The 17,809-nt window shown below is 63.2% G+C and carries 18 protein-coding genes; 6 read left to right on the top strand and 12 right to left on the bottom strand.

Going from position 1 to position 17,809, the window contains the following annotated elements; translation table 11 throughout:
* Nucleotides 1-306: 306 nt before the first annotated feature.
* From EN885_RS14605 to EN885_RS14585, 5 genes are all read right to left on the bottom strand, one after another.
* Nucleotides 307-693 (bottom strand): hypothetical protein, encoded by a 387-nt coding sequence (locus EN885_RS14605; RefSeq protein WP_095484377.1) that lies wholly within the window; start codon nucleotides 691-693, stop codon nucleotides 307-309.
* Between the two features lie 84 nt (nucleotides 694-777).
* Nucleotides 778-1,758, bottom strand: coding sequence for a 2-hydroxyacid dehydrogenase (locus EN885_RS14600; RefSeq protein ID WP_128242320.1), 981 nt, complete (start codon nucleotides 1,756-1,758; stop codon nucleotides 778-780).
* Nucleotides 1,755-2,777, bottom strand: coding sequence for a LacI family DNA-binding transcriptional regulator (locus EN885_RS14595; RefSeq protein WP_095484379.1), 1,023 nt, complete (start codon nucleotides 2,775-2,777; stop codon nucleotides 1,755-1,757). Before EN885_RS14595 ends, EN885_RS14600 begins: the two co-directional genes overlap by 4 nt.
* A gap of 69 nt (nucleotides 2,778-2,846) precedes the next feature.
* Nucleotides 2,847-3,731: a DMT family transporter gene (locus EN885_RS14590; protein ID WP_164897848.1), complete on the bottom strand. Its 885-nt coding sequence runs from the start codon at nucleotides 3,729-3,731 to the stop codon at nucleotides 2,847-2,849.
* Between the two features lie 156 nt (nucleotides 3,732-3,887).
* A complete protein-coding gene (locus EN885_RS14585; protein WP_128242318.1) occupies nucleotides 3,888-4,295 on the bottom strand; it encodes a DUF2000 family protein in 408 nt (135 codons plus the stop codon).
* Nucleotides 4,296-4,327: 32 nt separating this feature from the next.
* On the opposite strand from EN885_RS14585, the gene EN885_RS14580 reads away from it, so the two are divergent.
* Nucleotides 4,328-5,206, top strand: coding sequence for an AraC family transcriptional regulator (locus EN885_RS14580; RefSeq protein ID WP_127204991.1), 879 nt, complete (start codon nucleotides 4,328-4,330; stop codon nucleotides 5,204-5,206).
* A 16-nt stretch (nucleotides 5,207-5,222) separates the two neighbouring features.
* Here EN885_RS14580 and EN885_RS14575 read toward each other — a convergent pair whose 3' ends face one another.
* Together EN885_RS14575 and EN885_RS14570 are read right to left on the bottom strand one after the other, a co-directional pair.
* A complete protein-coding gene (locus EN885_RS14575; RefSeq protein WP_095484383.1) occupies nucleotides 5,223-5,693 on the bottom strand; it encodes a MarR family winged helix-turn-helix transcriptional regulator in 471 nt (156 codons plus the stop codon).
* Between the two features lie 220 nt (nucleotides 5,694-5,913).
* Nucleotides 5,914-6,639 carry an intradiol ring-cleavage dioxygenase gene (locus EN885_RS14570; protein WP_128242317.1) on the bottom strand — a complete coding sequence of 242 codons (726 nt, stop codon included), beginning with the start codon at nucleotides 6,637-6,639 and terminating at the stop codon, nucleotides 5,914-5,916.
* Nucleotides 6,640-6,836: 197 nt separating this feature from the next.
* Between EN885_RS14570 and EN885_RS14565 the strand changes: the two genes are divergently transcribed.
* Nucleotides 6,837-7,895 (top strand): GTP-binding protein, encoded by a 1,059-nt coding sequence (locus EN885_RS14565; protein WP_095484385.1) that lies wholly within the window; start codon nucleotides 6,837-6,839, stop codon nucleotides 7,893-7,895.
* 261 nt (nucleotides 7,896-8,156) lie between these two features.
* Nucleotides 8,157-9,131, top strand: a complete 975-nt coding sequence (locus EN885_RS14560; protein ID WP_128242316.1) for a WD40 repeat domain-containing protein — start codon at nucleotides 8,157-8,159, stop codon at nucleotides 9,129-9,131.
* A gap of 13 nt (nucleotides 9,132-9,144) precedes the next feature.
* Here the strand turns inward: EN885_RS14560 and EN885_RS14555 are convergent, their stop codons facing one another.
* Nucleotides 9,145-9,597, bottom strand: coding sequence for a hypothetical protein (locus tag EN885_RS14555; RefSeq protein WP_128242315.1), 453 nt, complete (start codon nucleotides 9,595-9,597; stop codon nucleotides 9,145-9,147).
* 168 nt (nucleotides 9,598-9,765) lie between these two features.
* On the opposite strand from EN885_RS14555, the gene EN885_RS14550 reads away from it, so the two are divergent.
* The 3 genes from EN885_RS14550 to EN885_RS14540 all read left to right on the top strand — a co-directional run bounded on the left by EN885_RS14550 (nucleotide 9,766) and on the right by EN885_RS14540 (nucleotide 13,397).
* Complete coding sequence (locus EN885_RS14550) at nucleotides 9,766-11,148, top strand: aspartate aminotransferase family protein (protein WP_128242314.1); 1,383 nt, start codon at nucleotides 9,766-9,768, stop codon at nucleotides 11,146-11,148.
* Nucleotides 11,149-11,161: 13 nt separating this feature from the next.
* The gene (locus tag EN885_RS14545; RefSeq protein WP_128242313.1) at nucleotides 11,162-12,583 is read left to right on the top strand and encodes a glutamine synthetase family protein; all 1,422 of its coding nucleotides are present in this window, start codon (nucleotides 11,162-11,164) and stop codon (nucleotides 12,581-12,583) included.
* A gap of 88 nt (nucleotides 12,584-12,671) precedes the next feature.
* On the top strand, nucleotides 12,672-13,397 hold the full coding sequence (locus EN885_RS14540) for a UdgX family uracil-DNA binding protein (RefSeq protein ID WP_281035140.1): 726 nt from the start codon (nucleotides 12,672-12,674) through the stop codon (nucleotides 13,395-13,397).
* A 2-nt stretch (nucleotides 13,398-13,399) separates the two neighbouring features.
* On the opposite strand, the gene EN885_RS14535 is transcribed toward EN885_RS14540, so the two are convergent.
* The 4 genes from EN885_RS14535 to EN885_RS14520 form a co-directional block, all read right to left on the bottom strand.
* Complete coding sequence (locus tag EN885_RS14535) at nucleotides 13,400-14,665, bottom strand: glycerate kinase (RefSeq protein ID WP_128242311.1); 1,266 nt, start codon at nucleotides 14,663-14,665, stop codon at nucleotides 13,400-13,402.
* Nucleotides 14,662-15,165, bottom strand: coding sequence for a heme-degrading domain-containing protein (locus EN885_RS14530; RefSeq protein WP_127289915.1), 504 nt, complete (start codon nucleotides 15,163-15,165; stop codon nucleotides 14,662-14,664). The genes EN885_RS14535 and EN885_RS14530 overlap by 4 nt, the downstream gene beginning before the upstream one ends.
* A gap of 75 nt (nucleotides 15,166-15,240) precedes the next feature.
* Nucleotides 15,241-16,554 (bottom strand): guanine deaminase, encoded by a 1,314-nt coding sequence (guaD, locus tag EN885_RS14525; RefSeq protein ID WP_128242310.1) that lies wholly within the window; start codon nucleotides 16,552-16,554, stop codon nucleotides 15,241-15,243.
* A 2-nt stretch (nucleotides 16,555-16,556) separates the two neighbouring features.
* Nucleotides 16,557-17,774 (bottom strand): urate hydroxylase PuuD, encoded by a 1,218-nt coding sequence (locus EN885_RS14520; RefSeq protein ID WP_128242309.1) that lies wholly within the window; start codon nucleotides 17,772-17,774, stop codon nucleotides 16,557-16,559.
* Nucleotides 17,775-17,809 lie beyond the last annotated feature (35 nt).

Genomic DNA, 17,809 nt, shown 5'->3' with positions numbered 1-17,809 from the left:
TCGGTTGCAATGCAAGCGCTTACGTGTCCTGAAGCTTCTTTCTAACCTGGCGTTGCAGAAAGGCCACGCTTTTCTGCCGAATGCCGCTCTCCGGCTAGGCCTTTGATGCTCACCTACACGGTTTCCGCCATCGGGATCAGCAGCCGGCGGTCGACTAGCTTGGCCCGAAGCTGCAGATCGAGGCGGCCGCCACCGACGGCACGATCGTCACAGTCGGAGAGCGTCTCGGCAAAGATACTCCGCGCCTTCGGCGATGTGGTACACTAACAAGCTATGGCAAAATCGGGCGCGCTGCCGCGGAATAGTTCAGTTGCTGGCCGCCAGCGACATCAGCGGCAGGGCCGGTGCGTAGGATTCATAACCGTCGCCGTCGGCGATGGCGAAAGTGACGATCGGGTCGATGCCGTTCGCGCTGAAGGCGATCGTGTCGTCATCCTGCTCACGCCAGAATTTCGCGCGCTCGATGCCGGGTAAAATCCGGCGGCAGTTCGCAGCGACCGTCAGCAGCGACAGGCCATCGGAAATTTCGGCACCGCGCTTGACCGCGCAGGACGCTTCGTCGCCATTGGCCACCAGCTTGTAGCTGCCGGACGGCGGCGTTGGCTCACTGGCTGCTTCGCCCCCACCGCCGCGAAGCAGCTGAACGCTACCGAACAGCGCGGCGGCCGCCATCAATGCGGCAAGTGCTTTCATCCTGTATTCTCTGCTTATTTGGCGAGAGATACAGAATGATTTCAAAGCGTTAAGCCGACGTTAATAAATATGAAAGGTCACCGCTTAGCTCTGCGCCTTTACCTTTTCCGTCTCCGGCACCGGCGTCAGCGCCTTTCCCCGGGAAAACCAGGAAACCAGATTGTCGACGCACAGATCGGCCATGGCGCGGCGGGTATGTTCCGAGGCCGAGCCGACATGCGGCAAAAGCGAGGTGTTGGGGGCGGCGAGCAGCGCCTGCGGCACGTTCGGCTCGTCGGCGAAGACGTCGAGCCCAGCAGCGGCGATGGTGCCGTCGGCAAGGGCTGCGGCAAGGGCTGCCTCGTCCACCGTGCTGCCACGGCCGATGTTGACGAAGACGCCGTCAGCGCCCAACGCCGACAGGATCTCGGCGTTGACCGCTTTTTCGGTCGAGGCGCCGCCGGGCGCTACCGAGATCAGCGTGTCGACCGCCTCGGCAAGGCCTTTCAGGGTCTGGTGATAGTCGTAGGGCAGGCCTTCGACTTGGCGCCGGTTGTGGTAGGCGATCGGCAGGCCAAAGGCCTCCAGCCGCCGGGCAATGGCGAGACCGATGCGGCCCATGCCGAAGATGCCAACGCCGCGGCCGCGCAAGGTCAGCCGGCTTAGCGGATAGTTGCCTTTGCGCTTCCAACTGCCGTCGCGCAGCCAGGTCTCGGCGCGTGGCAGATCGCGGACGGTGTTGATCAGCAGCCCGAGCGCCGTGTCGGCGACCTCCTCGGTCAGCACGTCAGGCGTGTTGGTCACCATGATGCCTCGCTGCGCGGCGTGACGGACATCGACCGAATCATAGCCGACACCGAAATTGGCGATGATCTCGAGGTTCGGCAACGCATCCATCAGTGCGGCATTTATGCCGCCAAAGGCGGCAATGCCGCGCACCGAGCGGCGCAGCTCATCGGTGACCAGTGACGCATCGGGCCGTTCGATCCCCACGCGGCTAAACGTCCGGTCGATGCGACCGACCGCGTGGTCGTTGAATTGGCCCGGCACCAGAATGGCGACTGTTTGCTGTTCGGCTTCTGTCATGCACGTTCCACCGGTTTGCCGGTCGACTGGCGCACATGCAGTTCCGGCTTGATCAGTTCCTGCGACGGCCGCACCATCTGCCCATTGAGCTTGTCGAGCAGCGCGCTGGCGGCGCGGCGACCGACCTCGCGCTGGCCGTTCCAGACGGTGGTCAGCGCCGGCGTCGCGATCGCGGCCTCCTCGAGATCGTCATAGCCGGTGACGGATATGTCAATGCCCGGCACCAGCCCGGCGCGCGCGATGCCGTTCATCAGGCCGATGGCGACGAGGTCGTTCCAGCAGCAGGCCGCGGTAGGCTTGTCCTTCAGCGCCAGGAACTGCCCAGCGGCTTCGAAGCCGGCCTGCTTGGTGCGCGGACCGGCGATGCGCCAGGACGGCCTGACCTCCAGCCCGGCCGCCTCCATGGCATTGACATAGCCTTGGTAGCGGTCGCGGCCGGTCGAGGTCTGGTCGGTGCCCCCGACCATGGCGATGCGCTTGTGCCCGAGCGAGATCAGATGGTTGGTGGCAAGCGCGGTGCCGTAGGCATCGTCGCCGCGAAACACCGGCACGTCGGCGCCTTCGACGGTGCGCGCGATCAGCACCGCCGGCAAGCCGTTTTCCTCGGCCATCAGGATGTCTTCGGGCGGCGTGCCGATGGCCGGCGACATGATGACGCCGTCGGCGCCGAGTTGCAAAAGCGTGTCGATGAAGGTGCGCTGCTTTTCGAGCTGGTCGTAATGGTTCGACAGGATGAAGGTCTGCCGGCTGCGATCGAGCTCGCTTTCGATCGAGCGCAGTATCTCGGCGAAGAAGGGATTCATGATGTCGTGAACGACAACGCCGACGATGCCCGAGCGCGAGGTGCGCAGGCTGGCGGCGCGGCGATTGTAGATATAGCCGATGGCGCGGGCATGTTCTTTGATGCGGTCACGGGTGGTTCCGGCGACCAGCGGGCTGTCGCGCAGGGCTAGCGAAACCGTGGCCGTGGACACGCTGAGCGCGTCCGCGATCGTCGAAAGCTTGATCTTCTGTGCCAGCGCTCTTCGCTCCCCGAGCTTCTTTAAACTGTTTAAAGGCGGGCTCTTATGCCATCGATCGGGAGCAAATCAAAGTTTTTTTGCCAGCGCTTCCATCTCGACGTCGAGGGCGGCGCGATTGCGCACGCGGAGCCTGTGCTCGCGATGGACGATGTAAAGGCCGCTGGCGACGATGACGGCCGCGCCGACGAGCGTCCACCGATCGGGGAACTGGTTGAAGACAATCCAGCCGGCAATGATCATCCAGATCATCTGCGAATAGGGATAGGGGGCCAGTGCCGTGGTGGTGGCGAGACGATAGGCCTGAACCAGGAGCCAGTGGCCGATTGCGCCGAAGACGCCAAGCATCAGCAAGATGAACCAGTGCCAGCCATCCTGCGGCAGGGAGAGCGAAAACGGCAGCATCGGCAGGAGCAGCACGGCGGGCGCCAGCGCCGAAAAGAGGATGAGGCTCTCCGAGGTTTCCGTGGCCGACGTGCGCCGCGTCATGATGACGTAGAAACAGTTCGACAGCATCGAGCCTAACGCGAAGAGGTGGCCAAGGCCAAAGACGCCAATGCCCGGCCGGGTGATGATGAGGACACCGATGAAGCCGCTCAGGATCGCCAGCCAGCGCCGCCAGCCGGCCCATTCGCCGAGCAGCGGACCGGCGAGTGCTGTGATCACCATCGGTGCGAAAAAGTAAATCGAGGTGGTTTCGGCCAGTTGCAGGGTCCGCAGCGCCATGACGTTGCAAATGGTCGATCCGAACAGGAAGGCGCCGCGCAGGATATGCGCTGGCAAATTGTTGGCGCGAAAGCGCGCCGGCTCGCGCCATCCGCGGAGAAAGATACCGACAAGCACGACGTGGACGGCGAAGCGAGCCCAGGCGACGATCAACGCCGAGACCCCGGCCAGGACAAGATATTTGCTGCTGGTGTCCAGAAAGGTAAAAAACACATAGACGGAAAGCATGCAAAGGATCGCCGCTGGAGGCGTCGCGCTTTCGTCTTGTCTTGGGGGAGCACTCAATTTCAGGCCGGATAGTGAGGTAGAGCCACCTTTGCGGGAATTGCCACCTACCGGCAAGCCAAAAAAGACTGACTACGATTTTCGGGCCGATGCGCTAGACTAGGGATGCATACGGGCGCCTTTGGTGATCTTGTCGACAAGCTTCTTTTCGGCGCGCAGCGCAATGCCGACAATCTTGGCGTCGCCGGGCGCGAATTCGGCAAAGACGGCGCGGTTGGCGGCATCGTGTCCAGTCGAAAACATTTCGTCGACGTAGAGCGAAGTTGTCACGCCGCGGTCCAGCGCCCGCCGGTGGATCGCACTAAGCGTCGGGCGGTCGGCCGAAAGCACGATGACCGGCTGGATCGAGAGCGGGTTATAAATATTGCCGGCGCGGTCGCGATAGGGTTCGCCGATGATTTCTGTATACTGCGCGACGATGCCGCTGGTCAGGAAGGCCGTGACATTGAGCTTTTGCCAGACGGGAAGATCGTCCTGCAGCACGATTGCAAACTTGGTGTCGAACATGAGACATTCGCCATTGGTTCGTGGATGAAGCGATGCCACACGATTTAGCGGGCGAGGCCTTTCAGGGTCTTGGACGTTTGTGCGTTGACGTGGCTGAAAACTGCGTCATCTCGGCCCCCGATTCGGTCGGCATGGAGCGTATCGAGGCACGGTTCCACGGCAGCGCCTTCGATCTCCATCGTCACGATACCTACGCGATCGGCGTGACGCTGCATGGCGTGCAGACCTTCCGCTATCGCGGCGCGACGCATCACAGCCTGCCCGGCCAGATTATCGTGCTGCATCCCGACGAATTGCACGACGGCGGTGCCGGCACCGAAGACGGCCTGCGTTACAGGATGCTTTATCTGGAGCCGTCCGTCGTGCTGGACTGCCTCGATACGGTCGGCGCACCGCTGCCTTTCGTCAAGGATGCCGTGGTGACGGATCCTGTCTTCCGCACGAGGCTGCTTTCGGCGCTGGGGCCCTTGGACCAGAAGCTGGACGATCTCTTTGTCGCCGACTTCATTGCGCAGCTGATGCAAAGCCTGGCACGGCATGCAGGCCTACCGGCGAAGCCGATCCCAAGGACAGCATGGCGGGCTGCCGGCCTGGCACGCGACTATCTGGAAGAAAATATTTTCCGTATCGTCCGTTCCGAGGAGCTGGAGGCGATCACCGGGCTGGATCGCTACGCCCTATCGCGGCATTTCCGTGCGGCCTTCTCCACCAGCCCGCATCGCTTTCTCTTGATGCGCCGACTTCAACGAGCACGCCGCATGATCGAGGCGAGCGAGCCATTGGCGCAGATCGCAATAGCGGCCGGTTTCAGCGACCAAAGTCATTTCAACAGGCACTTCAAGAAGGCGTTCGGTGTCACGCCGGGCCGCTGGTCGGCATTGGTCCATGGGTCGTCGGCAGCAGCTGCCTGATGCCGTCAGCCGCGGATCATTCGTCGGCGTCGATCTCATCATCGACGAGAACCATCTCTCCATTCGAGAGGTTCGCCTCGACGCGGGCGAGCAGCTTGAACAGCGCCTTCTGGTCCTTTTTGTCGAGACCTTTCAGCGCCTGCTTCTCGGTCTTCTTCACCGATTTCTCGATGGCGTGAATGATTTCGCGGCCGGTGTCGGTCAGGAAGATATGGGCCTGGCGGGCATCGGCGGCCGAGGCGCGCTTTTCCAGGAAGCCCTGCGCCTGCAGCCGATTGATGGTCTTGGTGATGGTCGGTGGGCGAACACCGAGGCGCCCGGCAAGATTGCCGGGCGTCTGCCCATCCTCGCGATCGAGCGCCAGCATGATCTGGTCCTGGCCGGCATAAAAGCCGTGCCCTAGGAGCCGCGCCGCCAGCGCAGTACGTGCCAGCCGCGCCGCCGAATGCAGCCGGCTCATTGTCGCAGTCTTGTCCGCCTTGGCCATGGTCATCCCTCTTCGGCCGAACCGGTGCGGACAGCATAGAGGCCGCCGCCCGGTTGGCAATCGACGATCAAAAAGATCCGGCTTTGCAAAACAGCTTTGCCGGCAAGCAATGCGATGTCCGCCGTGGCTAATGCCAGATGTTTATTTCAGTTAGATGACAAACGACTTTTCAGTGCAGGTGGACGCTTTCAGCAGGAGCGCCGCACACACGAAACGAGACTCAATCAGCCTTTACCGCGACGATCATCAACGCCTGGTAGGCGTCCGCCACCTCGCGCAGCGCCGCCTGCGACAGCGGCCCGGCGCGCCGCGCGATACCGTCCCTGGCGTTCGACGTATCCCGCCTGCCGGACCGATCCGTGTAGGGCGAGACAGTGGTGAATATCTGCTCGCTCAGGCTGTCGGGGAAAAACAGCTGGCCGGTCATCACCGAATTGTCGTTGGGGAAGACCTTGAAGTGGATGTGGGTGGTGCGGCCGCGATACCAGCCGGGATAAATGGTGGCGAAGGATACGATGCCGGTGTCGCCCGTCTTTTGCCAGCCGCGCAGAAAACTCTGGCCTGACGTGTCGACATCCTGGCCGTCACCTTGTCCAGGATAGCCCGAATAATGCCCTTGCGCATCGCAATGCCAGATGTCGACGCGCGCGCCGGGAAGCGGCCGGCAGCCCGCGTCGACCACCTGCAGCCGTACATTGAGGGCAATGCCCGCTTTGCCTTCGGTGATATCGGCGCGCCGGAGCTTCGGGTCGAAATAGAACGGTCCCTCGGTCGCCTCCGGCGTGATCGCGCAGACGCCGGCGCCGCTATCGAACAGGGCAAGCCCGGCATAGGGTGAGGCCTGCTGAGCCAGCGCGATGCCTGGCAGAAAGACGCCGCCGCCCGCGCTGACAGTAATGAGGCCGAGCGCCTGACGCCGGTTCAATGGAAACGGTTTGTCGGACATCCGGCGCCTCTTTTGGTTCTTTCGAGCAACCTGCCTTGTTCTTAATCTAGGCAGTGAGGCCGGCCAGCGCCAATGAACGTCCGGTAATGTTGGCAAAGTTCGGCAATGTTGGCGACCTGTTTGGCCCATCGGTTTGCTGCGTGCAAAAGCAAGGCGCACATCCTATATGGAGCCAACAATCCTTTTCGAGGCCCAACATGAGCGATGCACAGACGACGCAGATCCCCGTAACCGTTCTCACCGGCTATCTCGGCGCCGGCAAGACGACACTGCTCAACCGCATCCTTTCGGAAAACCACGGCAAGCGCTACGCCGTCATCGTCAATGAATTCGGCGAGATCGGCATCGACAACGAGCTGATCGTGGAATCCGACGAGGAAATCTACGAGATGAACAATGGCTGCGTCTGCTGCACGGTGCGCGGCGACCTGATCCGCGTCGTCGAAGGCCTGATGCGCCGGCCGGGCCGTTTCGACGCCATCGTGATCGAGACGACTGGCCTCGCCGATCCGGTGCCGGTGGCGCAGACCTTCTTCATGGACGACGATGTGCGCTCCAAGACCAGGCTCGACGCAGTGGTGGCGCTGGTCGACGCCAAGCACCTGCCGTTGCGGCTGAAGGATTCCCGCGAAGCCGAGGACCAGATCGCCTTTGCCGATGTCGTCGTGCTCAACAAGACCGATCTCGTCACGCCGGAGGAACTGAGCAAGGTCGAGGCGACGATCCGCGCGATCAACCCGGCGGCCAGGATCCATCGCACCACACGCGCCGGCCTAGCGTTGTCGGAAGTGCTCGACCGCGGCGCCTTCGATCTCTCGCGGGCGCTGGAGAACGACCCGCATTTCCTCGAGGCGCATGACGACCATGACCACGACCATCATGACCATGACGGCCATCATCACCATGATCATGACGGGCATGACCACCATCATCACGCGCACCCGTCCGATATTCATGACGTGACGGTGCAATCGGTGTCGTTGCGCGGCGGCGAGATGGACCCGAAGAAATTCTTCCCGTGGATCGAGAAGATCACCCAGATGGAAGGCCCGAACATCCTGCGGCTAAAAGGCATCATCGCGCTCAAGGGCGATGATGAGCGCTATGTCATCCAGGGCGTGCACATGATCATCGAGGGCGACCACCAGCGCGCCTGGAAGGACGGCGAGAAGCACGAGAGCCGGCTGGTGTTCATTGGCCGCGAGCTCGATGCCGAGCGGCTGAAGAAGAGTTTTGACGCCTGCCAGGCCGCTTGATTTCCAAGTCTTATAACGCTAGCGCTGCACCTTCTTTCCTTCTCCCCTTGCGGGAGAAGGTGGCCGAGCGAAGCTCGGTCGGATGAGGGGTGTTTCAGCTTGGCACTGACGGCGTTTCGTCCAGCACCCCTCAACCGTCTTGGCGCTGCGCGCCAATCCACCTTCTCCCACAAGGGGAGAAGGTCGCGTCGCACCTAGCCACGCTAACGATTCCTCTGCGGCGGCAAGGCGACCACAACGATCTCTAATGGAACAGCTCGCATGCCCACAGTCGCCCCGCTTGATCTCGATGGCCATTGCATCGCCGCCGTCTTCCTTGACGACGTGCCGCACTTTGCTCTGGCCGACGGCACCATCCATCGGCTCGACCATGGCCACAAGACTGTGCAGGCCAATGACGGCTTGCTCGCGGCCTTCCACGACGCGGCCAACGACCGGTTGATCACCGGCGGCGAGGACGGCAAGGTCTTTGCCGTCACCGCCGGCGGCAATGCGGCGGAACTGGCAAGCGCCGGCAAAAAATGGATCACCAGCGTCGCTGCCGGGCCGCAAGGCGCCATTGCCTACGCCTCGGGCAAGATCGCCTTCGTGCGTTTCGCCGACGGCAAGGCCAGGGAATTTGCGCATCCGCGTTCGGTCGAGGGGCTGGCGTTCTCGCCCAAGGGGATGCGCTTTGGCGTCGCCCGCTACAATGGCGCGACGCTGCATTTCCCGGCGGCCGACGGCAAGCCTGTCGAGCTCGAATGGGCCGGCGCCCACACCGGCATCACCTTCTCGCCGGACGGCGCCTTCCTCGTCACCACCATGCAGGAGAACGCACTGCATGGCTGGAAGCTGGCCGACGGCAAGCACATGCGCATGAGCGGCTATCCCGGCAAGGTCAAAAGCCTGTCGTGGAGCGCCAAGGGAAAATGGCTGGCGAGTTCCGGCGCGCCGGCAGCGATCGTTTGGCCGTTTTCGGGCAAGGACGGGCCGATGGGCAAAGCGCCGCTGGAGCTCGGCACGCGCGGCAACGCCATGGTGACCTCAGTGGCCTGCCATCCGAGCCAGGATGTCGTCGCCGTCGGCTATGATGACGGCATGGTGATGGCCGTGCGCTTCACCGACGCCAAGGAAGTGCTGCTGCGCCGGCCGGGCAAGGGCGCCATCACCTCGATGATGTGGGACAGGCAAGAGCGGCGCGTCGCCTTCGGCAGTGCGGCCGGCGACTGCGGCGTTATCGATATTTCGGCATAACTAGCCGGGAGTTCTACTCGGCCCCGCAGGAGACCTTGCCGGTCAATTCGACAGGCTTGTCGTCTTTGTCCGCGGCAGCCGTGCCGTCATAGATCGCGAGCGAATAGCGCCCGTCATAAACGCCTTCTTCGCTGGCCTTGGTCAAGATCGTCAGTTCGACTGAGCTATAGGTGTTTGCGACCTCGTGCTCGCGATAGACGAGCAGCCGCAGTTCCTTGCCGTCGAGCCAGTATTGCGTGAGGTTGGAATCCTCGAACACGCTCTTGCGCAGACCGTCGCCAACGGGCCTGCCAAGAATTTCGAGGTCGCCGCGAAAATTGAAGGTCGGCCCGCCCATGCCTCTGGTGACGCCGGCTTCGACCTCGAATTTCACCGCGGCATCCTCGGCGGAGCACCAGATGCCGCCGGTGGCGAAGGCCGTGCCGGCCGACAGCAGCAGCGTTGTTACACAGAAGATCGTCCGCATCTTTTCTCCCCCAAGCCACAAAACCCACCTGCATTGATGCTGGAGGATGCCCCGAGGTCAAGCGCCAGTGCTCTTCTATCGTGGCCGCTGAACCAATGCAGGGCGGCCGCGCGGCCAATTGCGGTTCCGGATGCCGATTGGCTAGAGTGACGTACGAGAGGGGCCTTCATGCATACAATCGACCATTCAAAGACATCCGTCGGCGGCATCAGCACTGCCCGCATCGCCGATCTGCGCGAGACCGAGGCCGAAGCCTTCCGCAAGGCACGGCCAAAATCGGCAGCGAAGGCCGGCAATGGTCTGCCGGGCTTCTTCGGCGGCGTGCCGATGCACTGGATGAACGACTGGCCGACGCCATTCCCGATCCTGGTCGGCAGCGCAAAGGGCGCCACCATCACCGATATCGACGGCAACAGGCTCGACGATTTCTGCCTCGGCGATACCGGCTCGATGTTCGGCCATTCGCCGCCGCCGGTCGCCCGCGCCATCCGCCGGCAGGCTGGACGCGGCCTCACCTACATGCTGCCTTCGGAGGATGCACTCGCCATCGGCCCACTGCTGCAACAGCGCTTCGGCCTGCCGTTCTGGCAGATCGCGACGACGGCGACCGATGCCAACCGCTTTGCGCTGCGCGTTGCCCGCGCCATCACCGGACGGGAAAAGATCCTAGTCTTCAACGGCTGCTATCACGGCTCGGTCGACGAGACGATGGTGCGGCTGGTCGACGGCAGACCGGGCAACCGGCCGGGACTGGCCGGCGAATTTCGCGACCTGACCCGGACAACCGATGTCATCGAGTTCAACGATGTGCCGGCGCTTGAGGCCGCGCTCCGGGACGGGGATATCGCCTGCGTCATCGCCGAGCCGGTGCTGACCAACTCCTGCATGGTGCTGCCAGATCATGGCTTCCACGACGCGCTGCGACGTCTCACCCACGCGGCCGGCACCCTGCTTCTGATCGACGAGACGCACACGATCTCGACCGGTCCGGGCGGCTACACCGAGAAACACGGCTTGGAGCCTGACCTGTTCGTGCTCGGCAAGCCGATCGCCGGCGGCGTTCCGGCCAGCGTGTGGGGCATGAGCGACGACGTCGCCACGCGCTATGCTGCCTATAATAGCCAGAAACAACCAGGCTATTCCGGCATGGGCACGACGCTCTCGGCCAATCCGCTGCAATTCGCCGCAATGCGCGCCACGCTCGAAGAAGTGATGACCGACGAGAGCTACAGCCATATGGACCACCTGGCGCGGCGGCTCGACGCCGGGTTGACCGCTGTCATCGACCGCTACCGCCTGCCCTGGCATGTCGCTCGAGTCGGCGCGCGCGTCGAGTTCATCTGCGCACCCGGCCCGTTGAGGAATGGCGGCGAGGCGGAAACAGCGCACGCGCCGGAGCTCGAAGCGGCGATCCATGTCGCGCTGGTCAATCGCGGCGTGCTGATCGCGCCGTTCCACAACATGATGCTGATCTCGCCGGCGACCAGCGCCACCCAGGTCAACCGCCTGATCACCGCCTTCGGCGCGGTTGCGGCAAGGCTCGCGGCATGAGACAAGCTAGCGCATGAGAGAAGCGCACAAGCAAACTTTGAACGCCATCATCGCCTCCCCTTCGGGCTCGACGCCCGCCGAGGCGCAAACCTTTCTCGACGCCCACCCGGAGATCGAAGCGTTCGACATCGTGCTGACTGACGCCAATGGTGTCGGCCGCGGCAAGATCGTGCGCCGGCACGAGTTGATGAGCATCTTCGAGGGCGGCCGGCACATGCCGATATCCATCCTCGGCCTCGATATCACCGGCGAGGACGTTCACGAGACCGGACTGATCTGGACGACCGGCGACGGCGACCTGCGGGCGTGGCCGATCCCCGGCACGCTGGTGCCGCTGTTCGGTACACAGCCGCCGCGCGGCCAGGTGCTGATGGCGATGTATCATCTCGACGGTCAGCCCATGTCCTCCGATCCGCGGCTGGCGCTGGCCCGGCAGGTGGAGATACTGGCGGCCAAGGGCCTGCATCCTGCCGGCGCCTTCGAGCTCGAATTCTTCCTGCTCGCCAACGAGCGCGACGCCGACGGTAAGGTGCGACCGGCGAACGCGGTACTCGACGGCCGACGCTCGGCCAAGACCGAGGTCTATTCCGTCGACCATCTGCACGGCATGGAACCGCTGTTTTCCGACATCTATGCCGCGGCCAAGGTGCAAGGCATCCCGGCCGAGACGGTCATTTCCGAATATGCGCCCGGCCAGTACGAGCTGACGCTGAATTATCGCAACGATGTGATGCGGGCGGCCGACGATCTCATCATGCTGAAGCGGCTGGTGCGGGCACAGGCGCGCCGCCACGGCGTCACCGCTTGCTTCATGGCCAAGCCGATCGAAAAATATGCCGGCTCCGGCATGCATTTCCATGTCTCGCTGCAGGACAAGGCCGGCAAGAACGTCTTCGCTGAAGCCAGCGGCGAGACCTGGTCTTTGCCGCTGCTGCGCGGACTGGGCGGCCTCATCCAGACCATGGCCGAATCGATGCTGGTGTTCGCACCGCACGCCAATTCATGGCGTCGCTTCGTCTCGCAATCCTATGCCCCAGTGGCGCCGACCTGGGGCGTCAATAACCGCTCAGTGGCGTTGCGCGTGCCGGCAGGCGATGCGAAAAACCGGCGCATCGAGCACCGGCCGTCAGGCGTCGATGCCAACCCCTATCTGGTCGCGGCAACCGTGCTGGCTGGCATCACCAGGGGTCTCGACGAAGGCCTCGACCCCGGCCCCGAAACGACCGGCAATGGCTACGAATCGGCAATCACGCGCACGACCATGCCAGTGGACTGGCGCGCCGCGATCGAGGCCGCGCGCGCGTCGACGTTCCTCAAAGGAGCGCTGGGCGAAGACCTGCACCGTACATTTGTGGCGATCAAGCAATCCGAATATCTGCGCGTGGCGCGCACGGTCAGCGAACTGGATTATCATCTCTATCTGCACGAGGTGTGAGGCGGTCGCATCGCCGGTCATTCTCCCGGCGAAAGCCGGGTCCGGGCTATTTTGAAGGAACCTTTCCGGGGCTTCGCTCATTCCGCATCTGATCGCAGCAGCGGACAAGGCCGCATCAGCCATGATCGCCAGGATGCAGACAAATCCCGTGCCACACCACGCCAAGGTGCAGGCAAGACGCTGGCCCAAGCGTGAATTGCCCGAGACGGCGGAAGAGAATGGCGCAAGCACCATTCCCGAACTCAGTGAGGTGGCGAAAGCCTGCCGCCGCTGCCCGCTATGGCGCAATGCGACACAGACCGTGTTCGGCGAAGGACCTGACAAGGCCAAGGTGATCTTCGTCGGTGAACAGCCTGGTGACCAGGAGGATCTGGCCGGAAAACCTTTTGTCGGGCCGGCGGGCAAGGTCTTCGACGCCATCCTGGACGATGCCGGCGTCGACCGGCTGAAAGTCTATGTCACCAACGCGGTCAAGCACTTCAAGTTCGAGCCGCGCGGCAAGCGGCGCATCCACTCCAAGCCGAATGCCGGCGAGGTGCAGGCCTGCCGCTGGTGGCTCGACAAGGAGCTCGATCTGATAAAGCCCAATCTGGCTGTGGCGCTCGGCGCAACGGCGGCGCAGTCACTGCTCGGCAAAGTCGTGCCGATCATGAAAATGCGGGGCGCGGTCGTGGAGCGCGAGGATGGCCTGCGTGTGTTCGTCACGATCCATCCGTCCTTCATCCTGCGCATCCGCGAGCCGGCGGACAAACAGGCCGAACGCGAGCGGTTCCTGAAGGATATGAAAGCGGTGAAGACGCTGATGGCCGCCTGAACCTATCTGATCAATATCGCCCGGAGATCATTGACGTTCGTCCCGGTCGGGCCGGGCACGAAAAGATCGCCGACGGCATTGAATGCCGTCCAGGCATTGTTGCCCGCAAGCATCGCCTTGGCATCGACGCCTGCCGCCCGCATTCGCGAAACCGTCGAACCGTCGGCAAAGGCGCCGGCATTGTCCTCAGAGCCGTCGATGCCGTCGGTGTCGGCGGCCAGCGCGTGGACGCCCGCCATGCCGCTGATGCCGATGGCGAAGGCGAGCAGAAGCTCGCTGTTGCGACCGCCCTTGCCTTTTGTGCGCACGGTCACTGTCGTCTCGCCGCCCGACAGGATCAGCACCGGCTTTGGGAAAGGCCGGCTGCGCGTCGCGACCTCGCGCGCGATCGCGGCGTGGACACCGCCGACCTCGCGCGCCTCGCCCTCGATGGAATCGGAGAGGATGACCGCCTCGATACCTTGGCGCCTGGCTTCGGCCGCAGCCGCCTCCAGCGACACGCCGGCCGAGGCGATCAGATGCACTTCGTTGCGCGAAAAACGCGGATCGTCGGCGCGCGGCGCATCTGCGGTCGGCGAACTGATATGTGCCATCACCGAAGCCGGCAGCTTCATGCCATAGGCGGCGATCGACGCCAATGCGTCTTCGCGGCTGCCGGAATCGGGAACCGTCGGGCCGGAAGCGACCAGCGCCGGATTGTCGCCCGGAATGTCGGAGACGACCAGCGACACCACCTTGGCGGGATAGGCGGCTGCCGCCAGCCTGCCGCCCTTGATCGTGGAAACATGCTTGCGGATGGCGTTCATGGCGGCGATCGGTGCGCCGGAGGCGAGCAGCGCCTCGTTGACGGCGATTTCGTCGGCCAGCGTCAGACCTCCAGCAGGCGACGGCAGCAGCGCCGAGCCGCCGCCCGAGATGAGCGCCACGACCAGATCGTCCGCGGTCAGCCCCTGCACCTTTTCGAGCAACCGGCGCGAGGCTTCGAGACCGGCTGCGTCCGGCACCGGATGCGCCGCCTCGATGATCTCGATGCGCTGGCAGGTCGCGCCATAGCCGTAGCGGGTGACGACCAGCCCTTCGATCGGCCCGTCCCATACTTTTTCGAATGCCGCCGCCATCTGCGCTGAGCCTTTTCCGGCGCCGATGACGATGGTGCGCCCTTTCGGCATTGCCGGCAGACGATCCCTGATGGTTCTCTGGGGATCGGCAGCGGCGACGGCGGCGTTGAAAATGGCGGTGAGGAAGGTCTTGGGATCGATCTCAGTCATTTTGCTTCCGGCGGCAGTGCCAATTGGCGCCCGTCGACACCGAGATGGCTGCACAACGCGTCGACGACGACGCCGTGATCCTCGCGCTCCGGCAAGCCCGAGACTGCGATCACACCGATCACGCCGGCACCTTTGACCGTTACGGGAAAGCCGCCACCGGCAAGCACATAGTCTGATATGTCGAGGCCCTCGCCGGGCTTGAAGCTGCGGTCGGGGCGCTGTTGCTCCAGCACCAGGCGGTAGGTGCTTCTCAAAAACCGGCGCACGACGTTGATCTTGCGCCGCGCCCAGTCCGGATTGGAGGCGTTCGAGCCTGGCATCGCTGCATAGAACAGCGGCCGGTCGAAGGTCCTGATGTCGACGATGATCGGCAGGTCTTCGGCTAGCGCTCGGTCGCGGATCGCCGAGCCGATCTTGAAGGCAACAGCCTCGTCGAAGACGGGAAAGACAAGCGTGGCTTCCTGTTTCTTGATCAGAGCGATGTCGTCCGCAACGGCCATGTCGTTCCCCTGTCAACTTCGCTGCAGGCTTTGACCGATGGCTGCCGCCCGGTCAAGACGGAACGTGCGGGATAGCTAAACCGCCATATCGCTCTTCGCCGCCCGCCCAGCAACATAGACTTCGCGCACGGCGCGGTCGTCGCCCAGCGTCTGCAGCAGAAATAATTCCTCCGCCAGCGTGCCCGCCGTCTCAATCCGCAGCCGCATCGCCGGCGTGGCGCGTGCGTCGAGCACGACGATGTCGGCGTCGCTGCCTTGGTCCAGCGTGCCGATTTTTTCCACGACCGACAGCGCCTCGGCATTGCCGCGGGTGAGCTGCCAGAACGACTGGAACGGGTTGAGCTTTTCGCCGTTCAGGGCGATCACCTTGTAGCCCTCGTCCATGGTGCGCAGCATCGAATAGTTAGTGCCGCCGCCGACATCGGTTGCGGCCGCGATCCGGAGAGCTTTGTCACGCGTGCGGTAGCGCTGATAATCGAACAGGCCCGAGCCGAGGAACAGGTTCGAGGTAGGGCAGAATACCGCCACCGAGCCTGAATCCGAAAGCGCATCCGCCTCGCGTTCCGACAGATGGATGCAGTGGCCGAACAGACTTTTGCGCCCGAGCAGCCCGTAATGCTCGTAGACATCGGTATAGTCGCGCGCCTTTGGATGGAGTTGCAGGGTAAAGGCGATCTCGGCGTGGTTTTCCGACAGATGCGTCTGCATGTGCAGATCAGGATGTTCACGGCAGAGCGCGTCTGCCATTTCCAACTGTTCCGGCGACGAGGTGATGGCGAAGCGCGGCGTGATGGCATAATGCTGGCGTCCCTTGCCGTGCCAATCGGCGATCAGCGCCTTGCTATCGTCATAAGCCGACTGCGCTGTATCGAGCACACCCTCCGGCGCGTTACGGTCCATCATCACCTTGCCGGCGATGTTGAGCATGTTGCGGTCATGCGACTCGGCGAAGAACGCTTCGGCAGACTCCTTGTGGACCGAGCAATAGGCGGCGACTGTCGTCGTGCCGTTACGCACCACCTCATCGAGAAACAGCCTGGCAATGCGGCGGCCATGCTGGGCGTTCTGGAATTTGGTTTCCTCAGGAAAAGTGTAGGTGTTCAGCCAGTCGAGCAGTTCCGCGCCATGGGAGGCGATGACCTGCATCTGCGGAAAATGCGCATGCGCGTCTATGAAACCCGGCAGCAGCAGATGTGGGCGGTGATCGATCTTTTTTGCGCCTTCATCAGCCTTTTTCTCGACGTCGGCATAGGCGCCCGCGGCAACGATCCTGCCGTCGCGGAGCAGCAGGCCGCCGTCGTCCTCGTAGCGCCAGGCGGAATGGTCGTCGACGGTCTCAGGCCAACGCAGGAAGGACAGCGTGCGGCCGCGCAGAAGCGTGCTGGTCATGCTTATTTCCCTGCCTCCTCGAACCATGCCACCAGCAGCGCCCGCTCCTTGTCGGTGATATGGGTAATGTTGGCGGGCGGCATCGCGTGGCTGCGACCGGCCTGCAGGTAGATCTCGCGGGCTTGCTCGGCGATACCGGCGTCCGTGTCGAGCATCACCCCCTTCGGCGCGTGATAGATGCCCTCGTAGGACGGCTCCTGCGCATGGCACATCGAGCAACGGCCAAGCACGGTGTCGCGCACGGCGGGAAAATGCGCCGAGGCGACATAGATTTGTGCCGCCGAGGACGCCTTGACTTCGCCGGTCAGCACTTTCGGCACCGTCGACAGCCAGATGATGACGACGAACAGGACGGCCGCAGCCAGCCAGGTCCAGGTCGGGTTGCCCTTGCGCGCATGCATGGTGTTGAAATAATGCCGGATCAGCACGCCGATGATGAAAACCAGCGAGGCGATCACCCAGTTGAACTGGGTAGAAAACGCCAGCGGGTAGTGGTTCGACAGCATCAAGAACAGAACGGGCAGCGTCAGGTAATTGTTGTGCAACGAGCGCTGCTTGGCGATCTTGCCGTATTTCGGATCTGGCTTCCTACCGGCGATCAGGTCGGCGACGACGATCTTCTGGTTCGGGATGATGACCATGAAGACATTGGCCGACATGATCGTCGCTGTGATGGCGCCGAGATGCAGGAAGGCGGCGCGGCCGGTGAACAGATGGGTGAGACCCCAGGCGATGAACACCAGCACGGCATAGAGCACCAGCATCAGACCGGTGTCGCTTTTGCCGAGCGGCGAGCGGCACAAGAGATCATAGACCACCCAGCCGACGCCGATCGTCGCCAGCGACAGCAGGATGCCTGTAGGCACCGACATGGCCAGCACATTGGGATCGATCAGAAAGAGGTCCGCCCCGGCATAGTAGACGACGCACAGCATTGCAAAGCCCGACAGCCAGGTGGTGTAGGATTCCCATTTGAACCAGGTCAGGTGCTCAGGCATTTCGGCCGGCGCCACCAGATATTTCTGCACGTGATAGAAGCCGCCGCCATGCACCTGCCATTCCTCGCCGAAGGCGCCGGCGGGCATTCCCGGACGCTGGCGCAGGCCGAGATCGAGCGCGACGAAATAGAAGGACGAGCCGATCCAGGCGATGCCGGTGACGACATGCAGCCAGCGCACGGCGAAACTCAGCCAGTCCCAGAAAATCGCGAAATCCATCATTGAAAAGTCGTCCCTGCCGATTGGGTGACTTTACG

The sequence above is a fragment of the Mesorhizobium sp. M6A.T.Cr.TU.014.01.1.1 genome, assembly GCF_004022765.1.
Classification (GTDB): Bacteria; Pseudomonadota; Alphaproteobacteria; order Rhizobiales; family Rhizobiaceae; genus Mesorhizobium; species Mesorhizobium mediterraneum.
The sequence above is the reverse complement of the archived record's forward strand: the minus strand, read 5'-3'. Positions and strand labels throughout refer to the sequence as shown.